This window comes from Salinispora vitiensis (assembly GCF_000378825.1).
Taxonomy (GTDB): Bacteria; Actinomycetota; Actinomycetes; order Mycobacteriales; family Micromonosporaceae; genus Micromonospora; species Micromonospora vitiensis.
In genome coordinates, this window is record NZ_KB900388.1 from 2,827,237 (window position 1) to 2,851,532 (window position 24,296).

The 24,296-nt window shown below is 69.4% G+C and carries 22 protein-coding genes, 1 tRNA gene and 1 pseudogene; 11 read left to right on the forward strand and 13 right to left on the reverse strand.

What is annotated here, in order from left to right:
• Positions 1-355: 355 nt before the first annotated feature.
• From SALPAC2_RS0113175 to SALPAC2_RS0113190, 4 genes are all read left to right on the forward strand, one after another.
• Positions 356-1,708, forward strand: coding sequence for a hypothetical protein (locus tag SALPAC2_RS0113175; protein WP_018217111.1), 1,353 nt, complete (start codon positions 356-358; stop codon positions 1,706-1,708).
• Between the two features lie 147 nt (positions 1,709-1,855).
• Positions 1,856-2,350: an OsmC family protein gene (locus SALPAC2_RS0113180; protein WP_018217112.1), complete on the forward strand. Its 495-nt coding sequence runs from the start codon at positions 1,856-1,858 to the stop codon at positions 2,348-2,350.
• A gap of 88 nt (positions 2,351-2,438) precedes the next feature.
• Positions 2,439-3,611, forward strand: coding sequence for a serine hydrolase domain-containing protein (locus tag SALPAC2_RS0113185; RefSeq protein WP_018217113.1), 1,173 nt, complete (start codon positions 2,439-2,441; stop codon positions 3,609-3,611).
• A 110-nt stretch (positions 3,612-3,721) separates the two neighbouring features.
• Entirely contained in the window at positions 3,722-4,102 is a 381-nt protein-coding gene (locus tag SALPAC2_RS0113190; RefSeq protein ID WP_018217114.1) for a hypothetical protein, read from the forward strand.
• 144 nt (positions 4,103-4,246) lie between these two features.
• On the opposite strand, the gene SALPAC2_RS0113195 is transcribed toward SALPAC2_RS0113190, so the two are convergent.
• Positions 4,247-5,533: a hypothetical protein gene (locus tag SALPAC2_RS0113195; RefSeq protein WP_018217115.1), complete on the reverse strand. Its 1,287-nt coding sequence runs from the start codon at positions 5,531-5,533 to the stop codon at positions 4,247-4,249.
• A 326-nt stretch (positions 5,534-5,859) separates the two neighbouring features.
• On the opposite strand from SALPAC2_RS0113195, the gene SALPAC2_RS0113200 reads away from it, so the two are divergent.
• Positions 5,860-6,414, forward strand: coding sequence for a GNAT family N-acetyltransferase (locus SALPAC2_RS0113200; RefSeq protein WP_018217116.1), 555 nt, complete (start codon positions 5,860-5,862; stop codon positions 6,412-6,414).
• 4 nt (positions 6,415-6,418) lie between these two features.
• On the opposite strand, the gene SALPAC2_RS0113205 is transcribed toward SALPAC2_RS0113200, so the two are convergent.
• The 3 genes from SALPAC2_RS0113205 to SALPAC2_RS0113215 form a co-directional block, all read right to left on the reverse strand.
• A complete protein-coding gene (locus SALPAC2_RS0113205) occupies positions 6,419-6,919 on the reverse strand; it encodes a hypothetical protein (protein ID WP_018217117.1) in 501 nt (166 codons plus the stop codon).
• A gap of 86 nt (positions 6,920-7,005) precedes the next feature.
• Entirely contained in the window at positions 7,006-8,316 is a 1,311-nt protein-coding gene (locus SALPAC2_RS0113210; RefSeq protein ID WP_018217118.1) for a right-handed parallel beta-helix repeat-containing protein, read from the reverse strand.
• A gap of 134 nt (positions 8,317-8,450) precedes the next feature.
• Positions 8,451-9,569 (reverse strand): glycosyltransferase 87 family protein, encoded by a 1,119-nt coding sequence (locus SALPAC2_RS0113215; RefSeq protein ID WP_018217119.1) that lies wholly within the window; start codon positions 9,567-9,569, stop codon positions 8,451-8,453.
• A gap of 277 nt (positions 9,570-9,846) precedes the next feature.
• On the opposite strand from SALPAC2_RS0113215, the gene SALPAC2_RS0113220 reads away from it, so the two are divergent.
• Positions 9,847-11,094 carry a sensor histidine kinase gene (locus SALPAC2_RS0113220; protein ID WP_018217120.1) on the forward strand — a complete coding sequence of 416 codons (1,248 nt, stop codon included), beginning with the start codon at positions 9,847-9,849 and terminating at the stop codon, positions 11,092-11,094.
• 39 nt (positions 11,095-11,133) lie between these two features.
• Here the strand turns inward: SALPAC2_RS0113220 and SALPAC2_RS0113225 are convergent, their stop codons facing one another.
• Positions 11,134-11,853, reverse strand: a complete 720-nt coding sequence (locus SALPAC2_RS0113225) for a phosphatase PAP2 family protein (protein ID WP_018217121.1) — start codon at positions 11,851-11,853, stop codon at positions 11,134-11,136.
• Between the two features lie 67 nt (positions 11,854-11,920).
• On the opposite strand from SALPAC2_RS0113225, the pseudogene SALPAC2_RS28485 reads away from it, so the two are divergent.
• Positions 11,921-12,294, forward strand: a pseudogene (locus SALPAC2_RS28485) (hypothetical protein).
• A gap of 171 nt (positions 12,295-12,465) precedes the next feature.
• Positions 12,466-13,479, forward strand: a complete 1,014-nt coding sequence (locus SALPAC2_RS0113235) for a trypsin-like serine peptidase (protein WP_018217123.1) — start codon at positions 12,466-12,468, stop codon at positions 13,477-13,479.
• A 288-nt stretch (positions 13,480-13,767) separates the two neighbouring features.
• On the opposite strand, the gene SALPAC2_RS0113240 is transcribed toward SALPAC2_RS0113235, so the two are convergent.
• On the reverse strand, positions 13,768-14,223 hold the full coding sequence (locus SALPAC2_RS0113240; protein ID WP_018217124.1) for a MarR family transcriptional regulator: 456 nt from the start codon (positions 14,221-14,223) through the stop codon (positions 13,768-13,770).
• Between the two features lie 92 nt (positions 14,224-14,315).
• Here SALPAC2_RS0113240 and SALPAC2_RS0113245 point away from each other — a divergent pair, with 92 nt between their 5' ends.
• Together SALPAC2_RS0113245 and SALPAC2_RS0113250 are read left to right on the forward strand one after the other, a co-directional pair.
• Positions 14,316-15,293 (forward strand): ATP-binding cassette domain-containing protein, encoded by a 978-nt coding sequence (locus tag SALPAC2_RS0113245; protein WP_018217125.1) that lies wholly within the window; start codon positions 14,316-14,318, stop codon positions 15,291-15,293.
• Entirely contained in the window at positions 15,290-16,045 is a 756-nt protein-coding gene (locus SALPAC2_RS0113250) for an ABC transporter permease (protein WP_018217126.1), read from the forward strand. The genes SALPAC2_RS0113245 and SALPAC2_RS0113250 overlap by 4 nt, the downstream gene beginning before the upstream one ends.
• Positions 16,046-16,131: 86 nt before the next feature.
• On the opposite strand, the gene SALPAC2_RS0113255 is transcribed toward SALPAC2_RS0113250, so the two are convergent.
• Positions 16,132-16,205, reverse strand: a tRNA-Thr gene (locus tag SALPAC2_RS0113255).
• A gap of 153 nt (positions 16,206-16,358) precedes the next feature.
• Here SALPAC2_RS0113255 and SALPAC2_RS0113260 point away from each other — a divergent pair.
• Positions 16,359-18,212: a metallophosphoesterase gene (locus SALPAC2_RS0113260; RefSeq protein ID WP_018217127.1), complete on the forward strand. Its 1,854-nt coding sequence runs from the start codon at positions 16,359-16,361 to the stop codon at positions 18,210-18,212.
• Positions 18,213-18,244: 32 nt separating this feature from the next.
• Here SALPAC2_RS0113260 and SALPAC2_RS0113265 read toward each other — a convergent pair whose 3' ends face one another.
• The 6 genes from SALPAC2_RS0113265 to tmk all read right to left on the reverse strand — a co-directional run bounded on the left by SALPAC2_RS0113265 (position 18,245) and on the right by tmk (position 24,004).
• A complete protein-coding gene (locus SALPAC2_RS0113265; protein WP_018217128.1) occupies positions 18,245-19,078 on the reverse strand; it encodes a PSP1 domain-containing protein in 834 nt (277 codons plus the stop codon).
• 63 nt (positions 19,079-19,141) lie between these two features.
• Positions 19,142-19,837, reverse strand: coding sequence for a hypothetical protein (locus SALPAC2_RS0113270; protein ID WP_018217129.1), 696 nt, complete (start codon positions 19,835-19,837; stop codon positions 19,142-19,144).
• Positions 19,837-20,142, reverse strand: coding sequence for a hypothetical protein (locus SALPAC2_RS0113275; RefSeq protein WP_018217130.1), 306 nt, complete (start codon positions 20,140-20,142; stop codon positions 19,837-19,839). Before SALPAC2_RS0113275 ends, SALPAC2_RS0113270 begins: the two co-directional genes overlap by 1 nt.
• Complete coding sequence (locus tag SALPAC2_RS0113280) at positions 20,143-20,472, reverse strand: YbaB/EbfC family nucleoid-associated protein (RefSeq protein WP_018217131.1); 330 nt, start codon at positions 20,470-20,472, stop codon at positions 20,143-20,145.
• A gap of 131 nt (positions 20,473-20,603) precedes the next feature.
• Entirely contained in the window at positions 20,604-21,812 is a 1,209-nt protein-coding gene (locus SALPAC2_RS0113285; RefSeq protein ID WP_018217132.1) for a DNA polymerase III subunit delta', read from the reverse strand.
• The gene (gene tmk, locus SALPAC2_RS0113290) at positions 21,812-24,004 is read right to left on the reverse strand and encodes a dTMP kinase (protein WP_080637005.1); all 2,193 of its coding nucleotides are present in this window, start codon (positions 24,002-24,004) and stop codon (positions 21,812-21,814) included. Before tmk ends, SALPAC2_RS0113285 begins: the two co-directional genes overlap by 1 nt.
• Positions 24,005-24,296: the final 292 nt, after the last annotated feature.

The following is a 24,296-nucleotide window of genomic DNA, read 5'->3' on the forward strand; positions in this document are numbered from 1 at the left end:
ACGGGCCACGGTGGTGGCCGGTGCGGCTGCTCCGCATTCACTGTCGCTGAGGCGGACGGGCAGGGGAAGGGGTTGTCGGGCCGGCGCTCCCCGACGACCAGCCACCCATCCCAGCCACGAATCCCTTTTAGGCATGTTTCTTCGTATTCGTGTTCGTTTGGGCGCGATGTCGGTTTAGTTTGCGGGTGGCTGCTACCGCCGGTTGGTAGCCGAGGAGCCGTCCACTGCCCGGTGCGGTGGTGGGTTCCTTGTCGCTCACGGGGGGAAGGACATCGAGTTCACGATGATTGACCAGGACCACACCCAGGGGCCGGATCGGCCCGGCAGGGGTCGGGCGAGGTCGCGGTGGTGGGCGGTGGGGCTGGCCGGGGTGACCGGTCTGGCCCTGAGCACCGTCGGCGTCGCCGCCAGCCCGGCTGCGGACGCGGTCGGGCGCACCCTGACCGCCTCCGATGATCACAGCGACGACCGCGGTAAGCACGACGACAAGGGCAAGGGTGGCGACAAGGGCAAGCGGGACAACAAAGCCAGGCACGACGACAAGGCCAGGCACGACGACAAGGGCAAGGGTTCGGAGAAGAAGTCGACCGGTATTCCGGTCCCGTGTGACGCCGACGCGTTGATCGCCGCGATCACCCTGGCCAACGCCCGCGGTGGTGCCGTACTCGACCTCGCCAAGGACTGCACCTACCTGCTCACCTTCGACATCGACGGTGCGGGGCTACCGATGATCGTCACCCCGATCACCCTCAACGGCGGCAAACACACCACCATCGAACGGGCCGCCGCCGTTGATCCGTTCCGGATCTTCACCGTTGGCGTCGGCGGTGATCTCACCCTCAACAAGCTGACCGTCATCGGCGGACAGACCGACGACGAGGACGGCGGCGGGATCCTGGTCAACGCCGGCGGGGAGTTGACCACCAACCACAGCACCATCACCCGCAACATCGCCAGCGGCGGCCTCAACTCCGGCGGTGGCATCGCCAACTTCGGCACCACCCGGGTCAACTACTCCACAGTCGTTCGAAACACCGCCAGCTTCCAGGGTGGCGGCATCTACAGCGCTGGCCTACTGGAGATCGTCAAGTCCCACATCGACAACAACACCAGTGGCGACAACGGTGGCGGCATCTTCTCCACCAGCAGCACCGTCACCGTCAAGGGCGGCAGCATCTCCGGCAACCAGGCATCCAACGGGGCAGCGATGTTCCTGTCCACCTCGATCAGCACGGTCACCGGCACCAAAATCACCGGGAACACCGCCAGCGGCAGCACCGGCGGTATCCGGGCCAGCGTCGCGAGCCAGCTAACGATGCGGCATGTCAGCCTCGCTGACAACAACGCATCAGGCCTGGCCGGCGGCTTGTTCGTCTCCGCTGCCGGAGAGGGGGAAAGCTTCGCGACCGTCGAGGACAGCGTGATCAAGAACAATGTGACCTCGCTTATCGGCGGAGGAATCTTCAACGGGGGGCAGACGGTGCTGCGACACACCAAGGTGATCGGCAACCAGGCGAGCCAGGGTGGCGGCATCCAAAACGACGGTATTATCAGCCTCTTCTCCACAAAGGTGGTCGAGAACATCGCCACCACCGACGGCGGGGGCATCTACAACAACGGCACGGTGAACCTCAACACCGCCACCGGCACCGTTGTAATCAAAAACCGACCCAACAACTGCGTCAACGTCCCCGGCTGCGCCGGGTAGCGATCATCGGATTCCAGAGGGCCCGTTCCGCCGTCAACCGGCCGGAACGGGCCCTCCCCGTTCGCCGACTCGAGATCGAACTGTCCCGGCACCGGGGCATCCATCAGCATCGGTTGACGCCCACGATTCGCCTGCCAGAATTCGTCCGTGAAACGGAACCACACCTACGAGGTCTCCACCACGTGGACCGGCGACCGTGGGCACGGCACAACCGGCTACCGCGCCTACGACAGGTCGTACGACACGGTGAGCCCCGGCCGCCCGCTCCTCGCCGGCTCCGCGGACCCGGCCTTCCGCGGCGACCCGCGACAGTGGAACCCCGAGTTACTCCTCGTCGCCTCGCTCAGCCAGTGCCACCTGCTGTGGTACCTACACCTGTGTGCGGTCAACGACATCGTGGTCGTCGACTACCACGACGCCGCCCACGGCACAATGCGCGAGGACGACACCGGTGCCGCCCGCTTCACCGACGTACTGCTCCGCCCGCAGGTGACAGTCACCCACACCGACATGGTCGAGCGGGCGACCGCGCTGCATGCCGCGGCGAATGACCGATGTTTCATCGCCGCCTCGGTGTCCTTCCCGGTACGGCACGAACCGCGCACCGTGGTCCGGCTAGCACCACCAGCCCCGGCCAGCTAGCAGCATCGATCTCGACGCCCGTTCCGTCGAAACTGGGTTCCTCCCAACGAGCCCGCCCTCACGTCGAGGGCAATGAGGAGTTGTTCCCATGTCCCAACGGAACCGCCCACACCGCCGCCCGCCGGTGTTCTCGCCCCGGCGACGCGCGCTGGCCGCCGTGACGTCATTCGCCCTCGTCGGCGGTCTTGCCCTCAGTGGGGCGGCCCCCGCAGCGAGCGCCGACCCCGTCCGCCACCGCGACGGCATGCAGGCCGACCTCGACCGCCTCGTGAGCGAGGAGAAGTTCCCGGCCGCCCTCGCCGCCGTCCGCACCTCCGACGGTCGTACCCGTAACCACACCGCCGGGGTGGCCGAACTCGGCACCCAGCGGAAGCCACCGGTTGACGGGCGGGTGCGCATCGGGAGCAACACCAAGACCTTCGTCGCCACCGTCGTCCTGCAACTCGTCGGCGAGGGCAAGGTCGACCTGGACGAGCCGGTCGAGACGTACCTGCCCGACCTGGTCCGCGGTGACGGCATCGATGGACGGCAGATCACCGTACGGCAGGTGCTGCAGCACACCAGCGGCCTTCCCCGCTATGTGGACGACATCGCCCCGGACTTCTTCCTTCTCCGGCACACCTATTTCGAGCCGCGCGACCTGCTCGACCTGGCCCTCACGAACAAGGCGAGCTTCGCACCCGGCACGAAGTGGGAGTACAGCAACACCAACTACCTCGTCGCCGGGCTGCTCATCCAGAAGGTCACCGGCCGTCCGGTGGCCGAGGAGATCACCAACCGGATCATCGCCCCCCTCAAGCTGCGCGACACCTACTTCCCGAACGTCGGCGAACAGGGCATCCGTGGTCGACACCCACACGGCTACTACACCGACGACCCGGACAAGCCGCTGCAGGACGTCACGAAGATGGACCCGTCCTGGGGCTGGGCGGCCGGTGCGATGATCTCCAGCCCCAGCGACACCAACCGTTTCTTCGCCGCCCTGCTCGCCGGCGACCTGCTCCGGCCCGCCGAGCTCGACCAGATGCGCACCACCGCCCCCGCCTTTCCGGGCCGCGACTACGGCCTCGGCCTGATGAGCTGGGACCTGCCCTGCGGCGGCCGCGCCTGGGGCCACGGTGGTGACACCCCCGGTTTCACGACCCGTGGCGGCGTCACCGAGGACGGCCGCGCCGTCACCCTCGCCGTCACCGCGCAGCCCCCCACCGAGAGCGCCGTCGGTCAGGTCGAGGCGGCCGTGGACGGAGCCCTCTGCGAGTAGGCGCCCCGCCGCGACGAGCCGCGCCAACCGACCATCGGAAGGTCGGCGCGGATGGCGAAAAATCAGCCGGTCAAGGGTTCTCGGGGTCCCCAGCTGGGTACGGTCACGGGATGGTGTACATGCCGTCGCTGCCACAGCCGCAGCGGTTGCTCCTGGCAGAGCTGGCCGGCACGGCCAACCGGTACAGCATCGGTGAAGGTCGGGGCCTGCCGCAGGAGGTGGCCGTTGCCGCGGTACGGGCGATTACCGACGACCCGGTGTTGCTCGGCATCCAGGCCGGGGTGGCGCTGGCAGATCCGTACGGCGTCAGCCAGCCAACCGTCGAACTACTTCAGGCCGCTGGAGCTGACATGACCATCGCCCAGCAGCACGCGACCGAAGTGCGGGAACGCCTGGAACGGATCGGGATCTCCAACTCCTCCGACGGTGGCGCCGAGGATGGTCGATCCGGCCAGCGTGGCGACGGGCAGCCGGAAGGCCAGCGCGGGTAGGGCCGACGGTGGCCCCTTCGGCCCGGAGTCGGGCTGGCGCAACTGGGTGTGGTCTCTTGACCTGCTCGGGACCGAGATGACGGTTCCGCCCCGTCGCCGAGGCAACGGGGCGGAACTCTGTTGTTTGTCCGTTTGTTGCGGTGGCTAGCCGGCGCAGCCGGGGACGTTGACGCAGTTGTTGGGTCGGTTCTTGATCACGATGGTGCCGGTGGCGGTGTTCAGGTTCACCGTGCCGTTCTCGTTGTAGATTCCCCCGGCGGGGGCGGTGGCGATGTTCTCGACCACCTTCGTGGCAAATAGGCTGGTCGTGCCTTCGTTGTAAATGCCGCCGTCCAGGTCGGCCTGGTTGCCGATCACCTTGGTGTGTCGCAGCACCGTCTGCCCCTGGGTGAAGATTCCTCCGCCGGAAGTCGAGGCCACGTTGTTTTTGATGACACTGTATTCGATGGTCGCGAAGCTCTCCCCTTCCTCGGTTCCGGAGACGAACAAGCCGCCGCCGATAGCGGCTGCGGTGTTGTCCGCCAGCTCGGCCTTTCGCATCGTCAGCTGACTCCCGACACCAGCTCGGATACCACCACCGCTACCGCTGCTGGTATTCCCGGTGATTTTGGTGCCGGTGACCGTGCCGATGGAGGTGGACAGGAGCACCCCTGCCCCGCTGAATGCCTGGTTGCCGGAGATGCTGCCGCCCTTGACGGTGACGGTGCTGTTAAGTGCGGATACGCCGCCGCCGTTGCCGTCGCCACTGGTGTTGTTGTCGATGTGGGACTTGACGATCTCCAGTAGGCCGGTGCTGTAGATGCCGCCCCCTGCTTCGGCGGCGGTGTTGCGGTCGACTGTGGAGTAGTTGACCCGGGTGGTGCCGAAGTTGGCGATGCCACCGCCGGAGTTGAGGCCGCCACTGGCGATGTTGCGGGTGATGGTGCTGTGGTTGGTGGTCAACTCCCCACCGGCGTTGACCAGGATCCCGCCGCCGTCCTCGTCGTCGGTCTGTCCGCCGGTGATGGTCAGCTTGTTGAGGGTGAGATCACCGCCGACGCCAACGGTGAAGATCCGGAACGGATCAACGGCGGCGGCCCGTTCGATGGTGGTGTGTTTGCCGCCGTTGAGGGTGATCGGGGTGACGATCATCGGTAGCCCCGCACCGTCGATGTCGAAGGTGAGCAGGTAGGTGCAGTCCTTGGCCAGGTCGAGCATGGCACCACCGCGGGCGTTGGCCAGGGTGATCGCGGCGATCAACGCGTCGGCGTCACACGGGACGGGGATACCGGTCGACTTCTTCTCCGAGCCCTTGCCCTTGTCGTCGTGTTTACCGCGGTCGTCGCTGTGATCATCGGAGGCGGTCAGGGTGCGCCCGACCGCGTCCGCGGCCGGGCTGGCGGCGACGCCGACGGTGCTCAGGGCCAGACCGGTCACCCCGGCCAGCCCCACCGCCCACCACCGCGACCTCGCCCGACCCCCGCCGGGTCGAGCTGACCCCTGGGTGTGGTCCTGGTACCTCATCGCGAACTCGATGTCCTTCCCCCGCGAACGACAAGGACCCACCACCCGCACCAACGGGGGTCACCCTCGGCTACCGGACGGCGGTAGCAGCCACCCCGCAACCTAAACTGACATAGACCTCACATAAACACGAACCCGAAAAACATCCCTAAAGTTGGCGAGAAGGCCTCAATCGGGAACGGATGCGGCCCACGGGCCCAGACCAGGTCAGCGCCACGTGACCAGCGACGCGTTGTTCGTTACTGTCCGGTGCCGTGGCAAGCACGAACCTCCGGACCGAGCGCCTCGAGCTTCGGTCGGTACGCGACAACGACATCGACCGCATCCTGGAGTACCGCAACCTGCCGGAGGTCAGCCGCTGGCTACTACGCCCCGAGGTCGATCCTGCCGCCTTCCGGGCGAGGTGGCGACGCTCAGCGGAAGACCCCAACGATCATAGTGCGGCGGTGACCCGCGACGGCGTCGTCATCGGGACGGTCTCGCTCGACGTACGCGACAGCCTGGGGCAGCCCGGCACTCCGCCGAACACGGAGGCCGAGATCGGCTACATCTTCAACCCGGGGTACGGCGGCCACGGCTACGCGACCGAGGCGGTCACGGCGATGGTCACGTACTCCTTCGACCGGTTGGGCGTACGTCGGATCACCGCTGGCTGCTACGCGGACAACCTCCCCTCGGTGCGCCTCCTCGAAAAGCTCGGCATGCGGCGGGAGCAGCACGGGGTCGGCGATTCCTGGCACGCCGAGTTGGGCTGGGTGGACGGTTACACGTACGCCCTGCTGGCCGAGGAGTGGCGCCACCGGCCGTAAACCCCTACTCCGCCGGCTGTTCGGGGCTCTGACGGATCGTCACCGGCACCGCACCACGGCGGTAGTGGACGACCGCGAACGGCCACACGTCTCGCAGCCAGGCCCCCACGATCTCGGTCAGCGGAGCATCCAGTTCCGCTCGGGCAGCGGTCACCCACGACGAGGCCGCCACCTCCTGCTCCCCCATCGGCGACGGCTCAAGGTAGACGCAGCCGACCACGTCTCCGGTGGCGATCTCGATGACCGAGTACGCGAAGTCCACCCGCTGCCGCGACCGCTGCGCATGCCCCACCAGGTCCTCGCGGTTCTCGGCGAGCGTCATCCCAGCCACCGGTGGCCAACCCTGGTCGAAGCCCGGCGTTGACCTGATGTGCGCGATGCTCGACATCCAGGCGGCGTGATCCGCCTCGTTGTGCTGCGGTCCGAGCAACTCAAGCCTCAACCCATGGGCGACAATCGCCTCCGGTACCGCGAACGCGTCCTCAACCAGCGGTAGATCGGTCATGCCGGGAGCCTAAGGTCATGTCGGGAGCCAAACGGCTCACGACAGCGGATCCGGCAGTGACGAAGAGCCCGAGGGCACGGTGGAGGTCACCCGGAGCAGTCGGGAACGTTCACGCAGTTGTCTGGTCGGTTCTTGGCAACAGTGGTGCCGGTAGCAGTGGAGAGATCGACCGTGCCGCCGACCTCGTTGAAGATGCCGCCACCGTCGACGCCGGCGACGTTCTCGGTGACCTTCGCGCGCAGCAGGGTGAGCGAGCCGCTCGCACCGTTGTAGATTCCGCCACCCGATTCGGTGGCCTGATTGCCGGTGACCTTCGTGCGCAGTAGCGTCAACATGCCAAGGTTGTGCACGCCGCCACCGTCAACTCCGACATTGTCCTTGATGACGCTGTCCTCGACGAGGATGGCTCCACCCTGCAGAAAGACCGCCCCCTGACCACCGCCGGTTGCGGTGTTGTTGGCGATAGTGACCCGGGAAACCGTGAGCTGGAGGGGTGCACCGGCGATGGCGGAGCCGCCCGCACCCGTTGTCGTGTTCTTCGCAAAGCGCGTGTCGGCGATGACGCCGGTCGTCCCGCCAAGGACGAAGATGGCCCCGCCCTCGGCGGCCTGATGACCGACTAGCTCGCTCCGGGTAACCGAAAGGTGACCACTGACGGTCATGGCTCCGCCAGTGAGCGCGGCGTTCGCCTCGAACCGTGACTTGTCGATGGAAATCGCGCCGATACTGAAGATGCCGCCACCGATGTTAGCCGCGGTATTCCTACTGACGACCGAGTGCTCGATATGGAGCGCACCGCCAATATTTCCAATCCCGCCGGCATCACCCTCGCTGGATACATTCTCGACAATTTTGCTATTCTTGATGGTGGCACCGCCACCCGGATTGATGAGGATCCCGCCACCGTCGGTGTCGCCGGAAATCTTCCCACCGGTGACGGTAAGGTTCTTCAGGGTGAGTCGACCGTTGGCCTCGACGTTGAGGATTCTGAATTCGTCGGCCGCGGCGGAGCGTTTGAGGGTAGTGTTTTTACCGCCGTTGAGGGTGATCGGAGTGGTAATCGCGGGCAGACCGGCACCGTCGAGATCAGCGGTGAGCAGGTAGGTACAGCCCGCGGCGAGGTCAAGCACGGCACCACCCTGGGCGTTGGCTCGGGTGATCTCGGCGATCAGCCGACCCGTGTCACAGAGCACCGGCGTACCCTTCGATTTTCCGAGCCGGTCATCGGCGGCGGCGCGGCCGACAGCGTCCACGCCGGGTACGGTGATGCCGGTGGCGGCGGCGGCAAGCGCCAGGCCGGCCGCTCCGGCCAGCCCGGCAGCCCGCCACCGTGACCTCGCCCGACCTTCGCCGGGTTGCTCCGAACCGACCCTGGTCGCGTGGCGCTGATGGTTCATCGCGGCGTTGACACCCTTTCCCCGTGAACGACGAGGAGCCCGCAGGCCGGGTGTTCCTCGGCTACCAGACCGGTGGTAGCAGCCATCCGCACGCTAGGCCGACACCCTCGCCACTGGCCGCGTTCCTGAGAAACCTACTCAATTCGGGTATAAAGACTCAAACCGGACGCCTGACTGTCGGGCACCCGCGCGGAGCCGGGATGCAGGCGGAACCACACAGCGATGGTCAACGGCATCAGGAGATAGCCGAACCGGGTGGCAGGGGCCAGACAGACGGCCACCGCGAGGGCGAAGGCGAGCCGGTCGGCGGCGGCGACCAGCGTCCACGGCGGCCTCGTCACCAGTGCGACGGCGACAGCCACCGCGACCGATGCGAGCAGTACCAGAGCGATCAGGCGCCCGCCCGGCAGCAGCGTGGCGACAAGGTGCCCGGGCAACGGACTCGCGGCGGGCGAGGTGACCTGACCCGCCCCCAGCGGATAGCGCAGCACATGTTCGACGAAGGCTCCCGGCGAGGCGAGGAAGCTCGGAACCGTCAGCACAGCGAGGACCACGGCGGCCACGGCGCCCGCGCCCGACGCGGCCCGCCCACCCCGACGTACCGCGAGCAGGACCAGCACCACCGCCAGTACGGGCCAGGCCGTCCACTTCATCGCTGCCGCCACGCCAGCGGCCAGCCCGGTCGCCGCGGGGCGACCCGCGGCCGCGGTCGCGAGGGCGAGGCACATCAGCGCCGTGACCGGCAGGTCGATGCCCCCGGTGGCCAGCGGCAGGGCCAGCAGCGGAAAAGCGGCCAGGAGCGCGAGAGCCCGGGGCACGCAGTGGCCGAGGGCGACCCGGGCGGCCACCACAAGGGCGAGCCCGAAGACCAACGCGAACCCCCAGCGGGCATCGGTCATCGGGCTGTCGCCGACCAGGGCGTACGGCAGCCCGAACAGCGCCATCCCCGGCAGGTACGGGTTGTAGTCCTCGAGCTGGGATGGCTCGGGCAGGTACGGGCTGCCGGTGTTCAGCAGCAGCACGCCCGACTGCTGCACGACATCGACCTCGAGCTGCCCCTGCCGGTGCGCGACCAGCCACACCATGGGTACGAGGGCCGCTCCCACCGCCGCGACGTACGGCGCAGCGCGGCGCAGTCCCCTCGAACCGCTGACTGCCAGGGCCCCGGCCACGGCGTAGCCGATGGCCGCGCAGATCCCCCAGACCCGGTGCGGCTCCTGGTCGGTGACCGCGGCCAGGATCAGCGCCGCCACGGCGCACCCCGCCCACAGCAGTAGCCAGCGCCGTGGCCCGGCCCGACCGGGTGACCACCGCCGGGACGCGGTCACCGAAAGCGATTGAGGTAGTAACGGAGCTATGGACATTCCCTGCGCCTTCCACATCGGAGTAGCGCAAGTCTCGAGAAAGCAACGGGTCTGGATCGTCACTCCAGAGCGGGACCTTCGGTATCAACCCGGGGTTTGACGTCGGCGCCACAGATCAAACCCGACGGTGACGTGTCCGGCGTGGTGGCTTCGAGAGAATCGGTGCATGCCCCGACTGCGCCGCCCCGCCGCGCTACGCCTGGCCGACGTACCGCGGCAACCCTGGTACCCGGCCGTCAGCACCAGCATGATCGCCGCGGTGGCGGTTGTGGAGATCGCCGTGGCCCGCCTCACCTCGCCCACCGTCGTCGTCACGGCAGCGGCCGCGGTCGTACCGCTGGTCTGGCGGCATCGTCGTCCCTGGCTGGCCGCCGCGGCCACCGCCGCCGCGCTGCTCAACTTCCTCGTCCAGCCCGAACTGCTGCTCTGCACCGCCCTAGCCGGCGCAACCGGTCTCTACGCCACCGCGCGAAACCGCCTGCTTCCCCCGACTATTCTCACCGCCGCCGGGATCGGCGCGGCGGTCCTGGTCAACCTGGGTCACCTCGCCCTGGGCGCCTACGACGTCAGCGGGGCCCACCCAGAGCTTGACGCCGTCAATCCGGAGCTGGGCGCCGCGGGATCACTCTCCTACTTCGCCGAGTCGTTCGTGCTGGCCTGCGCCATCACCGCCATCGTGGTGCTCGCGGACTCCGCCCACAGCCGCGAACAGTACCGCCGGGAGCGCGACGCCACCCGGCGACGGCTGGTGGAGTTGGAACGCCGGGAGGCCGCGGCGGCCGAACGCGCCCGGATCGCCCGCGAACTGCACGACATCGTGGCCCACACCGTCTCCGTGATCGCAGTACAGGCGGAGGCGCGAAGCTACACCATCCCGAACCTGCCCGCCGACGCCCGGGACGGCTTTCAGTCCATTGCCGACTCGGCCCGCGCCTCGCTCGTGGAGTTGCGCAGCCTCGTTGACGTGCTGCGCCAGGAAGACGGGGCCGCCGCCACCGCACCGCAGCCGACCCTGGCGGATCTCACCGCACTATTCGAAGCCCACCGCGCCGCCGGTGGGACGGTGGACCTGCTCATCACCAGCCCCCGACCCCACGCCACCGCCGCGGTGGAGTTGGCCGCCTACCGCATCATCCAGGAGGCGCTGACCAACGTCCGCCGGCACGCCCCCGGCGCCCACGCCACCTGCCGGATCGACCACACCCGACAGCACCTCCGGGTGTACGTCGCCAACACCACCCCCAGCGGCCCAACACCGGCCCACCTGCCCGGGGGCAGTCGCGGCTACGGCCTCGACGGCATGCACGAACGGGCCACCCTGCTCGGCGGCCACCTGGACTGGCACCCGACGTCCGACGGGGGCTTCGCCGTGACCGCGCTCCTACCGGTCACCGCCGCTGACCGGAGCCCGTAGCCGCCCACGCCTGCATCTCCGCAGCCCTACACCTCGGTCTCACCGACCACGGCGACCAGCCGGCCGGGTAACGGCAGGTGCGGCTCCCTGCGCGGCGAGCAACCGACCCAGACCGGGCTTCTCCCGTAGCGAGTCGACCAGCCCGGTCGCTGGGCGGGCCAGCAGGGCCGCCACGATCAGGGTCACCGCCGCACCAATCAGAAGCCCGGCCAGTACGTCGTGTGGATAGTGCACGCCGACGAAGATCCGCGAGAAGCCGGCCAGCACGGCGAGCGGCAGCACGAGCAGGCCCACCCGCCAGGAGGCCAGGAAGATCGCTACGACCAACCCGAAAGCGATGGTGCTGTGGTTGCTGGGAAAAGACCAGTCGCCGGGGGGTGGGCACGTCTGCGCGATGATCGGCAAGCCCGAGAACGTCCGGCAGGGGCGCTCCGCGTCCAGGTAGGTCTTGGCCCACTCGCTGATGCCGTAGGCGAGCACCACAGCGAACCCACTGACCAGCGTCATCGCCATCAGCCGGGACGGTCCTCGACGAGCGTGCCGGAAGACCAACAACCAGGTCACCGCCAGGAGAACGATGCCGAGATCGGTGAAGTGCGCCATGAACCCCTGGACGATGCCGGGGGTGGTGTTGGCCCACTCGACGATGTCGCGGTACCACTGCCCGGCGACATCCGGGACATCTTTGATCCGGTCGGCGCGGACGCCGGCGGCTGCCAGAGCCGGGTGCGGGTTTGCGACGACCGCCGCCAGCACCACCGCAGCTACGGCAGGGATCACGTACTGCGGTTTTGTCGTCAATTTCCCGTCCCCTGATCCGGCATCACTGCCTCTTCGCGGTGTTCGCTCCCACCGTAGGTGCCAGCAGCCGTTGGGCCATCGAGCTTTGGTCAGGGATACCCCTAACCAAAGTGGGGGTCACCGGGCCGAGCCGGTGCCCGCTCCGATGAACCAGCCCAGCAAGATAGCTCCCGGTTCCCACTTCGGTTGCGCCGGAGAGATCCTTGTCGTCGACAAGGCCGTACCGGACGGGGTGTATCTGAACCTGGCCCGGATGACGCGGTGGAGCTGTCCCGGGAGGACGCGCAGACCCGCGCCTACCTCGGGTGCGGCCAGCCGTGGGCGCCGAAAACAGTCGACGCGGCGCTGGCCGAGGCTTACGCCGAGCTGTGCGCGAAGCTCGAAGAGCGCACGGGATAGCCCCGGACACGACGAAGCGCCCTGCCCGGCCGTAAGGCCAGGCGGGACGTCGTCGTTGAGCGGCGTGGTCGTATCGAAAAGAAATCTAACTAGCACTCGCATCAATGTCTTCCACTATGGACGATGGTTCGATATCGTGCGCTTGCCATTGCATGTGATGAATGAGAGGACGTGACGTTGAAGTCTGCCCTGCGCTGGTCCATCATGGCCGGCCTGACGCTCGCGCTGGTCGCGACCGGACCGGTGAGCGCCGAACCAACCACGAGCACGACCGACCCTGGCAGCATCGTGAGTGACGTCAGCCGCACCAGCGATGGTCGGGAACTCACCAACGAGGAAGCCCTTAGCGAGCTCCGCGAATACTGGACACCTGAGCGGATGGCTAACGCCATCCCCATGGACCGCGCGGAGGTGGAGGGCGCGCCCACGGTGCCGCAGCAGGCACCCAAGGCGGACGGGCCGCCGATTACTATCAGCGAACCGGCACCGCCGAGCATCACCCGCAGCCCCAACGCCCCAACCAGCGTCGACTCGGTTGCTACTGGGAAAGTCTTCTTTACTAAGTCCAGCGGCGGCGATTACGTCTGCTCGGCGAGTGCGGTGAACAGCCCCTCGGGGCGGCTGGTCTCCACCGCCGGACACTGTGTGCATGATGGAGGCAAAGACAGCGATGGCTGGCACGAATCGTTCATTTTCGCGCCAGCCTATGATGATGGTATGGATGTAACGACCGGACTGTGGGCTGCGGTAAGAAAATTCACTTTCGTCGGGTGGTCGCAAAACGAGAAGCGCCAGTACGATGTGGGTTTCGTCGTAACAAGCCCCCTGATCGGGTCGGGGGTACTCAGGGATACTGTTGGTGCTCACGGTCTAATATTGGACTTTCCGTTCGGCAAAGTCACGGAAATCAGCTATCCGACCAACTTCCACAACGGCCAACGGCCCTTCTTCAACGTGGATGACTCGGCCGAGCTGCGGGATGACGTATACGTTGGGATTGACACCCCATCGGAGGGCGGCGCCAGCGGGTCTCCCTTCCTGACCGATTACAACGGTGGCGTGGGTTATATTAACAGCATACATACTCACGGCTATTCGTCTATCCCTGGGAAAGGCTGGGGGCCGCTATTCGGCGCTCATGTCGGGGACCTTTATGACGACGTGGAAGAGTACGCCGCCTCCTAAGTTCAGGGTCAACCGTAGTTGACCGCCGACCAAGAAACGCGTGGGCTGCCCCGGACATGACGGGGCGCCCGTCCGGCAACACGTAGGGCAACCACGGCCACCGCGCCTCTCCGATCTTGCTGAGCATCGGGCTCGGAAGAGCGCCGGGTAGCTGTGTGTTTTCAGATTTGTCCTCAGATAGTGATCACACGATGTACTTGATCGCCACCGGTCGACCACTGACATGACGAAGGGCCTGGTCAAGTCGCGGCGGTCATGGCCGCACCGTAGGCGGGGTGACTCGAACCGCTATCGAACGCCGCCGGTAGGCAGCCACGCCTCGTCGTCGGTGGCGCGGGCGAGCACCCGGCGCAGCAGCAGTCGCAGCGCCTCCCGCTCGTGGTCGCCGAGGTCGGCGGTGAGCCGCCGCTCGACGCGGCCGACCGCGGTGCTCATCCGGGAGATGAGGTGCGGCGCGTTCGGAGTGAGGTCGATGCGGCGGCTGCGCCCGTCGACGCCGGCGGTGCGGCGCAGGTATCCGGCCTGTTCCAGCTGGCCGATCATCTCGTGCGTCGACTGCCGGCTGACGCCGAGCTGGCGGGCGATTTCGGAGGTGGACAGCTCGGGTTCGCGCTGGAGCTGGGTGAGCAGCCCGAACTGCCGGGTGGTGACCCCGTACGGGCGCAGCGCCTCGTCCGCCCACCGGCTGGCGACGGTGGCGGCGCCGGCGAACAGGTAGGGCAGCAAGGTGCCGTCGTCGTCCACGTTCCCCCCTTGTCAGGCTCCCTGACAGAAACGTATGAAACTCCCCTAGCCTGATTTAGTCAAGTGCACGATCCCGATTGGGAGCCGAATCGATGATCCAAACTCGTGCCCTCACCCGGAGCTTCCGGGTCAAGAAAGGAGTCGTCGAAGCCGTACGCGGCCTCGATCTGTCCGTCTCCGAGGGGGAGCTGGTGGCTTTCCTCGGACCCAACGGCGCCGGCAAGTCGACCAGCCTGCGCATGCTCACCTCGCTGCTGTCGCCGACCTCGGGAACCGCCGTCGTCGCCGGGCACGACGTGGTCCGTGAACCCGCGCAGGTGCGCCGGCACATCGGTTATCTGGGACAGGGCAACAACGCCGGGCACCTGTATGAACCCCGCGACGAGCTCTACAACCAGGGCCGCTTCTACGGGATGGACCGGCGCGCGGCCCGCCGACGCGCCGACGAGCTGCTGACCGACTTCGACCTGGCGCCGATGGCGCGCCGGCGGGTCGGTTCGCTATCCGGTGGTCAGCGCCGCCGCCTCGACATCGCGCTGGCGCTGGTACACCGGCCGAGGCTGCTCTTTCTCGACGAGCCCTCGACCGGCCTCGACCCGCAGAGCCGGGCCCACATCTGGCAGCACATCCGGCGCCTGCACGAGTTGCACGGCACCACCATCTTCTTCTCCACCCACTACCTGGAGGAGGCCGACCAGTACGCGGGACGCGTACTGATCATCGACAACGGCCGGGTGGCCGCCGACGACCGGCCGGAGCGGCTTAAGGAGCAACAAGCCGGCGACTGCATCACGGTCACGACGGGCGACGAGGAGTCGGCTCGGCACGCGGCCACGGTCGGCGAGCAGGTGCCGGGCGCACACGGCGCGACGGCGGACGGCAAGACCGTACGTCTGCGGTTGGGAGACGGCGCGGTCGGGCTGCCGGAGTACCTGCGTGCCCTGGAGGCCGCCGGGGTCAAGGCGCTCACCGCGGAGCTGAGCCGGCCCACCCTCGACGACGTCTTCCTCAATCTGACGGGTCGCCGGCTGCGCGAGACTGCCGCCGAGCAGGCGGGTGGCGAGGCATGAAGATGGTGACGGACACCGGGATCGCATTCGCCCGGGAGATGGTGCCCGAGCTGCGGGCCCCTATCGCGCTGGCGGTCAACGCAGTCCTGCCGCTGCTGTTCCTCGCCCTGTTCGGTCCGCTGCTGACCAGCACGCCGGGCATTGGCGAGGGCTCGCCGTGGCAGTGGTTCCTGCCCGGCATCCTGGTGCTGCTCGCCCTGTCCGGCACCGCCGGCGCTGGCGGGAATCTGCTCATGGAGATCAACTCTGGTTCGTTCGAGCGGATGCTGGTCACCCCGATGAACCGCACCGCGCTGCTGGCCGGTCGCACCCTCAAGGAGGTGTTGACCCTGGCGGCACAGGGTGTGCTGCTGATCCTGGTGCTGCTGCCCACCAGCTTCGAGCTGTTCCCGCTCGGCGCGCTGGCCGGGCTGGTGCTGCTGGCCACGTTCGGGGTGGGCCTGGGCGCGCTGTCGTTCACGCTCGCGGTGCTCGCCCGCAAGCAGGAGCAGGTGTTCTACCTCGTCCAGCAGGCGTGCTTCCTGCCGCTGATGCTGCTCTCCGGAGTGCTGCTGCCGATGAGCCTGGCGCCGTCGTGGCTCTACACGGTCAGCCGGTTCAATCCGGTGACCCACATTGTGGAGGCCGAGCGTGCGCTGTTCGCCGGCCGGTTCGCCGAGCCAGCGGTGCTGTACGGCGGCGTCTGCGCCCTGGCCATCGCCGGTCTCGGCCTGTTCTTCGGTGCCCGGGTGATGCGCGACGTGCGCGTCTGACCCACCCGCGGCGGTGCTCAGCTGGCCGCCGCGAGGAAGCACATGAGGCCCTGACCAGCATTCCTGCTGGTCAGGGCCTCACTTTGAGCCGCCTGACGGAATCGAACCGTCGACCTACGCATTACGAGTGCGTCGCTCTAGCCGACTGAGCTAAGGCGGCAACGATCAGCAAGTGTACGCCACCCGGCCGGGCCCGCCGATTGGGATCCCCACCGGGACCGCGGGGCCGAGCGCGGCACCTTCCCCGGACCGGGGGCCGTAACCTGACGTTCTCCAGATAGCGCCGCCGACCCGACCGCACTACGCTGCGCAGATGACGGACGACCATGCTGCTGGCCTCCCAGACCAGCATCCCACTCCGCACGGGTCGGACGGCAACGGTGACCAGGACGAGCAGGGCCCCGGTCACCGGGGCGCTGGTCCGGGACCGACGACCCAACGGCCCGAGCCCCCGCCGAGTGGCCCACACGCCAGTGAGGCGGCCGGCGGGCAGCCGGCGCACCGCCCCCGCAGCACCGACCCGCTCGAGCTGGGCTTCACCCCACGCAGGCCGGTGCCGTGGCTGGCGCCGCTTCTGCTGATCAGCACCGGTATCCGGACGCTACTCGCGCTGCTATTCGGCGCCTACCTGGACAAACGGGAGCTACAGCACACCTTCGACGCGACGGTGACCCGGCAGGTCGGGCCGGACGGTGGGCTCTGGCTGGACTACGTCGCCGACCTGGGTGATGGCTTCGACGCCACGTACTCGGTGGCGTACCTGCTGGCCCAGCGGGAGCTGACGGTGGACGGGCATCGGCTGCCCCGGGCGCAGGTGCTGGTGCTGGGGGGTGATCAGGTCTACCCGTCGGCGGCCTTCGACACGTATGAGGACCGGTGCAAGGGCCCGTACCAGGCGGCGCTGCCGGTCACCCCGCCCGAAAAGCCGACGCTCTTCGCGATCCCCGGCAACCACGACTGGTACGACGGTCTCACCGCGTTCCTGCGCCTCTTCGTCCGGTCCCGGGACCGGCACTTCGGCGGCTGGAGCACCGCGCAGACCCGGTCGTATTTCGCGGTGGAGTTGCCGGCGGACTGGTGGTTGTTCGGCCTGGATGACCAGTCCGGCTCATACCTGGACGACCCGCAGCTCAGCTACTTCGACTCGGTGGCGGAGCGGCTGGGGCCGCAGAGCCGGGTGATCCTGGCCGTACCGATGCCGACCTGGACCAAGGCCACCACCAAAGACCCCTCGGCGTACGACTCGATCGACTATTTCATCCGCACCATCGTCGCGCCGACCGGCGCCCAGGTACGCCTGCTCATCTCCGGCGACCACCACCACTACGCCCGTTACGCGGGGCCGGGCCGCCAGCTGATCACCTGTGGTGGCGGCGGCGCGTACCTCTATCCGACGCACCTGTTGCCCCAGCGCATCGAGGTCCCGCCGAAGGGGACGCGGGCGCGGCGGGCGAGCGCCCCGCACTCCTACGAGCTGGCGGGACGCTACCCGGAAGCGGCGCGGTCCCGACGGTACGCCTGGGGCATCTTCCCGCGGCTGCCGTGGCGCAACCCGGGCTTCACCACGCTGCTCGGCGCCCTGTACACCCTGCTGATCCTGTCGATGGTCGGCGTCTCCACGAACCACAACGGCACCCAGCTACGGCTGTTCAGCGTTCCGTTGGTGGCGATGCTGCTGGTGACCCTGACCGCGACGGTCCTCTTCGCCGAGGCACCCAGTGCCGTGCAGCGACGGCTCCGGCACTGGCTGCTCGGCCTGGGGCACGGCCTGGCCCACCTGGGTTTGGCGGCCGCCGGCACCTGGGTGTGGCTGGCGCTGCCGTTCCACGACTGGCCGTGGCCGCTGTCGGTGGTCGCCGCGGTTGTCTTCTTCGGCTCGGTGGGCGGGCTGGTGGCCAGCCAGCTGGTGGCGGCGTACCTCCTGGTCGCCAGCGCCTTCGGGGTCAACGCCAACGAGCTCTTCGCCGGGCAGGGGATCGAGGACGCGAAGGGTTTTGTCCGCATGCGCATCGCCCCGGACGGGACGTTGACGATCTACCCGATCGGGGTGGATCGGGTGAGTCGCCACTGGCAGGTCAACCCCGACCAGTCGCCCGAATCGTCGTGGCTGGTCCCGCGGACCCCGCTGGAGCCCCGCCTGGCCGAGCCCCCGGTGGTCCTCCGCTGAACCACCGGCCGCCGCTCGCGCCGCGGTTGGGGTCAGTCGCGGTCGCGGGACTCGTACGCCTGGCGCGATCCGCAGACGTCGGAGAGCGCGCACCGTCGAATGGATCCGTCGGAGATCTGCCGGACGGTGACCGTCTCGCTCGGTGGATGCCGGGACACCACCTTCGCCGTTCCCGCTGGTGTCTCGACTCGCTGACCCGAGGCGGGGTAGGAACCGCTGCCGGAGTAGAGCGGATGCTCGAACTTGAGGCAGCACATCAGCCGACCGCACGCGCCGGAGATGCGCAGCGGGTTGAGGGGCAGATCCTGGTCCTTGGCCATTCGGATGGTCACCGGCTCGAAGTCGGTGAGGAAGGTGGCGCAGCACAGGTCCCGCCCGCACGAGCCGATGCCGCCCTGCGCCCGGGCCGAGTCACGGGCGGAGAGCTGACGCAGCTCGACCCGGCAGTGCAGGGTCGCGCCGAGGTCCCGGACCAGCGCCCGGAAGTCGACCCGGTGCGGGGCGGTGAAGTAGATCGTGCTCCGCTCGCCGCCCTCCGTCGCACCGCGCACGTGGTCCACGGCGACCACCTTCATCGGCAGGTCGTGCTCCCGGATCAGGCGTTTCGCCGCGACCTTCGCCTCGGCTCTGCGTCGGCGCAGCAGCTCGTCGCGGCGCAGATCCTCCGCCTGGGCCAGCCCGGCCAGGCGCGGGAACCCCTCCGTGTCGTCGGAGGTCCACTGGGCGGCCCAGACGCACTCGGCCACCTCGGGCCCCTCGTCGGTGGGGACCAGTACCTTGTCGCCGACCTGAGGCCGAAACTCACCCGGATCGAAGTAGTAGAGGCGCCCGTACCGGTGGAAACTGACCGCGCAGAGCATGCCCATGCCCCCACCCTACGTCGCTGCCGGGCCCGTCCTGAGCCACACTCTCGGCCGGCGCGGGGGTGCTCACCATCCGACGTGGGTCGGGGTGTCGTAGCGGGGCGTCCCGATGACCGGCTCCCGCCAGGGGGACTCGGCCAGGTTAGGGCCCCAGTGCCGCAGAAGTGTCTCCACCCCGTCGTAGGCGGCGGAGAGCACCGCCAGCACCTGTGCGCCGATCTCGGCCGCCTCGACCTCCGCCGCGGGGTGTGGCACCGGCACCGCGAACTGCGCCGAGGCCGCAGCGGGCGCCGACGTCGCGACGACCACGGCCACCGCCTCGGTCGAGCCCAACGCGCCGGCCAGGGTCCGGGCGAGCGTACGCCGACTGCCCTCGATCCAATCGGCGATGGCATCGGCGTAGCCGGCGGTCGACTCCAACCGCCCCACCAGGCTCTCCGGCCCCTCGTCGAGGTGACGCAGCAGCGCGGCCCGGTACTCCCCGAAGGCGGTCCCGGCGGCGCCGGACCAGCGCACCGGTGCGGTGAGCGCGGCGGAGACCTCGTCATACCCCCGGATCAGCTGACGCACCGACCGGCCGGCATCGGAGAAGGCCACGGCGGGTAGCTCCAGGAAGCTCCGCACCGCCGCACCGGGTAGCACCTGCATGCGGCGCAGCAACGGCCAGACCCGGTGCCCCTCCGGGGCACCGGTGGCGAGCAGGGTGTCGACCCGACGCAGCAGGTCAAGGCCGGGCTCGGCGATTCGGTCCAGTGGGTCCATCACGTCTCCCCCAGGAACTGCCAACGCGCGTCCTGGTCGGTCTCGACGTAGTTGTCGGCGGCGGACCGGACGGCGGCTGCCACCGCGGCCAGCCGCTGGGCGGCCAGGTGAGCCTCGCGGGCCCGATCACCGGTGGCGGCGGTCCACTGCCGGTGCAGGGCCCGGCCAATCTCGCCGGGGCGTCCCACCGCATCGCCGCCAAAGGCGACTCCCGGCGGGTCGGCGGCCGGAGCAGCGTAGGAAAGGTCGGTCAGGGTGTCGCTCGCCGCCTCCAGCCGACCGGCGAGGGAGCGCAACGTCTCCATTCACGCCCCCGTGAGCGGACGGTAGGCGGCGAAGGTCTCGTTGTGTAGCTTTTCCCGCGCCCACTGCGCGGCGTCCGCTGCGGCGGTGACCGCCGCCTGCACGGACCCGGCGACGTCGCCGGGCCGGCGGTTCTGCAACGTGCCGAGGAACCGCACGCCGGTGATCCGCCCCGCCGCGGTGACCGCCACCTCGACCAGCCCGTCCGGCGAACGGACCGTGACCTCGACTGTCGTCACCGCCTGGTCGAACTCGGACTGCAGGGACTCGATCCGGCGGTAGCGCCGCACCGCCTCCTCGATCCAGGTTTCGTCGATCTCCCCCCGCGGCATCGGCGTCCTCCCACACTGGAATAACTCAGCGTCGCCCCCGCGTCACTTTGGCACCCCGGACCGTACCGCACCGAAGTGGAGTGTGTCGATGCCGCGAAACTGTCCCGCCAGCGGGGCAACAGGGGGTCTGGTCAGCCCTTCCAGAGGCCGAGCATCATCGCCTCGACGGCGATCCGGGGCTTGACGTTCGCCTCGATCGCGGCCCGGCAGGCCAGGACCGCCTCCAGGCGACGCAGCGCGCCGTCGGCGTCCCACCTGCGCGCCCCCGCCTCGGCGACCGAGGCGGTGTCGGTGTGTACCGGTTCGACCGGGGCGCCCAGCGCCATCGTGAGCGCGTCCCGGTAAAAGCCGGCGAGGTCCACCAGAGCCCGGTCCAGGGCGTCCCGCTGCGCCCGGGTGGCCCGGGACTTCTGCCGCCGCTCCAGCTCCTTGACCTGCCCGGCGGCGCCGCGGAACGCGCTGGCGGCCCGCCGGCCGGTGCCGCCCGCGCCGAGGGCCGTCTCCAGGGCGGCCCGTTCGGCCGCGTCGGTGTCCGCCACCAACGCCGCGGCCTCCGCCTCGGCGGCTCCGATCAGCGCGGCGGCGGCATCGATCGCCGCGCCCACGCCGGTGAGCTGGCGGGGCACCGCGAGCACCGCTTCCCGGCGGGTACGTGCCTGCGGGTCACGGGCCAGCCGCCGGGCCCGCCCGACATGCCCCTGGGCCGCGGCTGCCGCCCAGCTCGCGACGTCGGGCTCGACGCCGTCGCGCCGAACGAGCACCTCGGCAACCGCCGCCGGTGCGGGCTGCCGCAGGGGTACGACCCGGCAGCGCGACCGGATGGTCACCGAGATGTCGTCGGGGTGGATGGACGGCGCGCAGAGCAGGAAGACCGTTCGCGGGGGTGGCTCCTCCACCGCCTTCAACAGGGCGTTGCCGGCGGCCTCGGTGAGGCGGTCCGCGTCCTCGATGACCACCACCTGCCACCGCCCGCCGGAGGGGGTACTGGCGGCACGAAGCACCAGGGCGCGCATCTCGGTGACGCCGATCGAGAGCCCCTCCGGTACCACCAGCCGGACATCGGCGTGAGTGCCGGCCATCGTTGTGTGGCAGCCGGGGCAGGTGCCGCATCCGCTGCCGTCCCCGCACTGGAGGGCGGCGGCGAAGGCTCGCGCGGCGACCGACCGGCCTGACCCGGGCGGCCCGGTGAAGATCCAGGCGTGCGTCATCCCCGCCCCCGGTTCGCGCTCCGCCGGGCCGGGCGGCCCGGCACGGAGCACGGCGGCGGCGTCCGCTGCGGCCCGCCGCAGCACGTCCACCGCCTCGTCCTGGCCGACCAGGTCGGCGAAGACGTCTGGCATCAGCTCCGACGCTCCATCGTCACCAGCTTCGGGTCGGATAACTCGGAGTGGACCGTGGTGTCCGGCCCGCTCCCCGCCGGCGGATGCGGTCCGCCCGCCGGTGGATGCGGCCCGCCCGCCGCGGGTGCGTTCGCCGCCGGCCCACCACTCGCCGCCGGCCCGCCGCTCGACGCCGGCGGGTGCGGCCCGTCGGCCTGAGCGCCGAGCAGCTCGCCGACCCGCCGAGCCACCTCGTCGGCGATCTCGTCGGTCGACCGGGCGGCGTCCAGCACCAGGTAGCGCTTCGGATCGGCGGCGGCGAGGTCGAGGAACGCGTGCCGGACCCGTTCGTGGAAGCTGACCGACTCGGCCTCCAGGTGGTCGGGGGCCCCACTCCGGGCCGCCACCCGGGACAGCCCGGCACGCGGATCAATGTCCAGGAGCACCACCAGGTCAGGCTTGAGCCCACCGGTGGCCCAGGAGGAGAGCCAGGAGACCTCGTCAACGGGGAGCGTCCGCCCCGCGCCCTGGTAGGCCAGAGATGAGTCGATGTAACGGTCGCTGGCCACGACGGCGCCCCGGCGCAGCGCCGGCCGCACCACGGTGGCCACATGGTGGGCCCGGTCGGCGGCGTAGAGCAGCGCCTCGGCGCGGGGGGAGGGCACGTCGGAACCCGGCTGGCCGAGCAGCAGGGACCGGATTCGCTCGCCGACTCCGGTGGCGCCCGGCTCGCGGGTGATCACCACGTCCCGCCCCTGGTCCCGCAGCCGGTCGGCGAGCAGGGCGAGCTGGGTGGACTTGCCGGCTCCCTCGCCCCCCTCGAAGGCCACGAACAGCCCGGCGGAGGCGAACGGCTCAGCTGGCGTCAGCGGTCGCCCGCGTATCGAACCCCACAGGTCGGCCAGGACGGGAACGCCCTTCTTGTCGTCCATCTGCCCGAACGCGCTGATTCCGGCGAAGATGCCCGCCAGCCCCGCGGCGAGCAGCAGCAGTCGGGTGGACGAGATCGAGATCCCCAGGTTGGCGATTTCGAAGCGGCGGGATCCGCCAACCCCGGCGAGCAGGCTGCTCAACGCGATGGCCATGATCAGCACCAGCCGGGTACCGATCTGCACCACCGCGAAGACCCGCCCCCGCACCTCGTCGGCGATCTCACCACCGAGCAGCGTGGTGCCGGCGAGGAAGGCCATGCCGGCGCCCGCGCCGACCAGGACCGCACCGACCATCGCCATGGAGAGGTGGATGGCGAAGGCCAGGGTCATCACCGCGGCGCTGGCGAGCACGATGCTCATGCCGAACCAGCGCCGCCGGGACATCTCCTTGACGATCATCGGACCGAGCCCGATGCCGATCGACAGGCCGATGAAGATGGCTCCGAACAGCAGGTAGAAGGCGGCGTCACCGGCACCGAGCGAGTTGGCGAAGAAGCGGGCCGTGCCGATCACGATGCCACCGCCGGCGAAGGCACCGAAGATGCCCAACACCAGACCCCGGACCAGCGGGGTCTGGCCGATGAACCGCCAGCCGTCCTTGAACTGGCGCAGCATGCTCTGCTCGGTCTGGTCCCGCTCGGCGGCGGGGCCCTGGCTGATCTCCCGGATGCCGTACGCGACCACCACGGCGATGGCCAGCCGGGAGAGCGCGTTGAACCAGAGCGCGAGCTGGGCCGGCTCGGCCCAGTCCGGAGCGGCACCACCGGTGGCGGCCCGGACCACGCCGTCCAGCGCGGCGAGGACAGTCGCCGCGACGACCGGGGTGAGGCCGTACGTGGTGATCAGCGAAAGCTGGTTGGCCGCTTCGAGCCGGGCCCGCGGGATCAGGTTCGGGACCGCGGCCTCCTTGGCCGGAATCCAGAGCAGGGTGATCGACTCGATCAGGAACGTGGCGATCGTGGCCCACCCGACCGCCACCGCGCCGCTCGCGCCCAGGACGGCGACCAGTGGGATCGAGGCGAAGAGCAGGAACCGCAGCAGGTCGCAGATGACCATCGTCCAGCGGCGGTCGAACCGGTCGGCGAAGACGCCGGCGATCGGCCCGAGGACCAGCGCCGGCAGCAGCCGGATCGCGATGACCGTGCCGAAGGCCGCGCCCTTGGCGGTGCTCCCCTCCACCTGGGAGGCGGCGAAGACGGAGGTGGCGAGCAGGCCGAACCAGTCACCGAAGGAGGCGGCGCCGAGCACGATCCAGAGCCGCCGGAACGGGCGGATGCGCAGGACTGAGCGGATCGCGGCGTAGCCCGAGTGGTCGGGCTGGCTGGCCGGCGCCGCGGTACCGGACGGGCCCGCCGGTCCGGACTGGGCGGCGGGTGACGAGCCGTTGGCCGACTCGCCGTTCTGCTGGCTTTTGATGGCCGTACCTCCACGTCGCAACCCGTTACCGGGCGGTCTCGGTGCAACACTCTAGCCCCGGACCGATGGCATCCCGCCATGACATTCCCCTGCTCGCCGAGCCTAGGCGGGGGGGTCCACCGCCCGCAGCCCCGCCCGAGGCGAGGTGCTTGGGCGT

Excerpts from the sequence above, each read along its gene's own strand:
- SALPAC2_RS0113185 (WP_018217113.1), top strand. The coding sequence starts at position 2,439 with ATGTCCCAACGGAACCGCCCACACCGCCGCCCGCCGGTGTTCTCGCCC.
- SALPAC2_RS0113220 (WP_018217120.1), top strand. The coding sequence starts at position 9,847 with ATGCCCCGACTGCGCCGCCCCGCCGCGCTACGCCTGGCCGACGTACCG.
- SALPAC2_RS0113270 (WP_018217129.1), bottom strand. The coding sequence starts at position 19,837 with ATGGACCCACTGGACCGAATCGCCGAGCCCGGCCTTGACCTGCTGCGT.
- SALPAC2_RS0113275 (WP_018217130.1), bottom strand. The coding sequence starts at position 20,142 with ATGGAGACGTTGCGCTCCCTCGCCGGTCGGCTGGAGGCGGCGAGCGAC.
- SALPAC2_RS0113265 (WP_018217128.1), bottom strand. The coding sequence starts at position 19,078 with ATGGGCATGCTCTGCGCGGTCAGTTTCCACCGGTACGGGCGCCTCTAC.
- SALPAC2_RS0113205 (WP_018217117.1), bottom strand. The coding sequence starts at position 6,919 with ATGACCGATCTACCGCTGGTTGAGGACGCGTTCGCGGTACCGGAGGCG.
- SALPAC2_RS0113260 (WP_018217127.1), top strand. The coding sequence starts at position 16,359 with ATGACGGACGACCATGCTGCTGGCCTCCCAGACCAGCATCCCACTCCG.
- SALPAC2_RS0113190 (WP_018217114.1), top strand. The coding sequence starts at position 3,722 with ATGGTGTACATGCCGTCGCTGCCACAGCCGCAGCGGTTGCTCCTGGCA.
- SALPAC2_RS0113210 (WP_018217118.1), bottom strand. The coding sequence starts at position 8,316 with ATGAACCATCAGCGCCACGCGACCAGGGTCGGTTCGGAGCAACCCGGC.
- SALPAC2_RS0113280 (WP_018217131.1), bottom strand. The coding sequence starts at position 20,472 with ATGCCGCGGGGGGAGATCGACGAAACCTGGATCGAGGAGGCGGTGCGG.
- SALPAC2_RS0113285 (WP_018217132.1), bottom strand. The coding sequence starts at position 21,812 with ATGCCAGACGTCTTCGCCGACCTGGTCGGCCAGGACGAGGCGGTGGAC.
- SALPAC2_RS0113245 (WP_018217125.1), top strand. The coding sequence starts at position 14,316 with ATGATCCAAACTCGTGCCCTCACCCGGAGCTTCCGGGTCAAGAAAGGA.
- SALPAC2_RS0113250 (WP_018217126.1), top strand. The coding sequence starts at position 15,290 with ATGAAGATGGTGACGGACACCGGGATCGCATTCGCCCGGGAGATGGTG.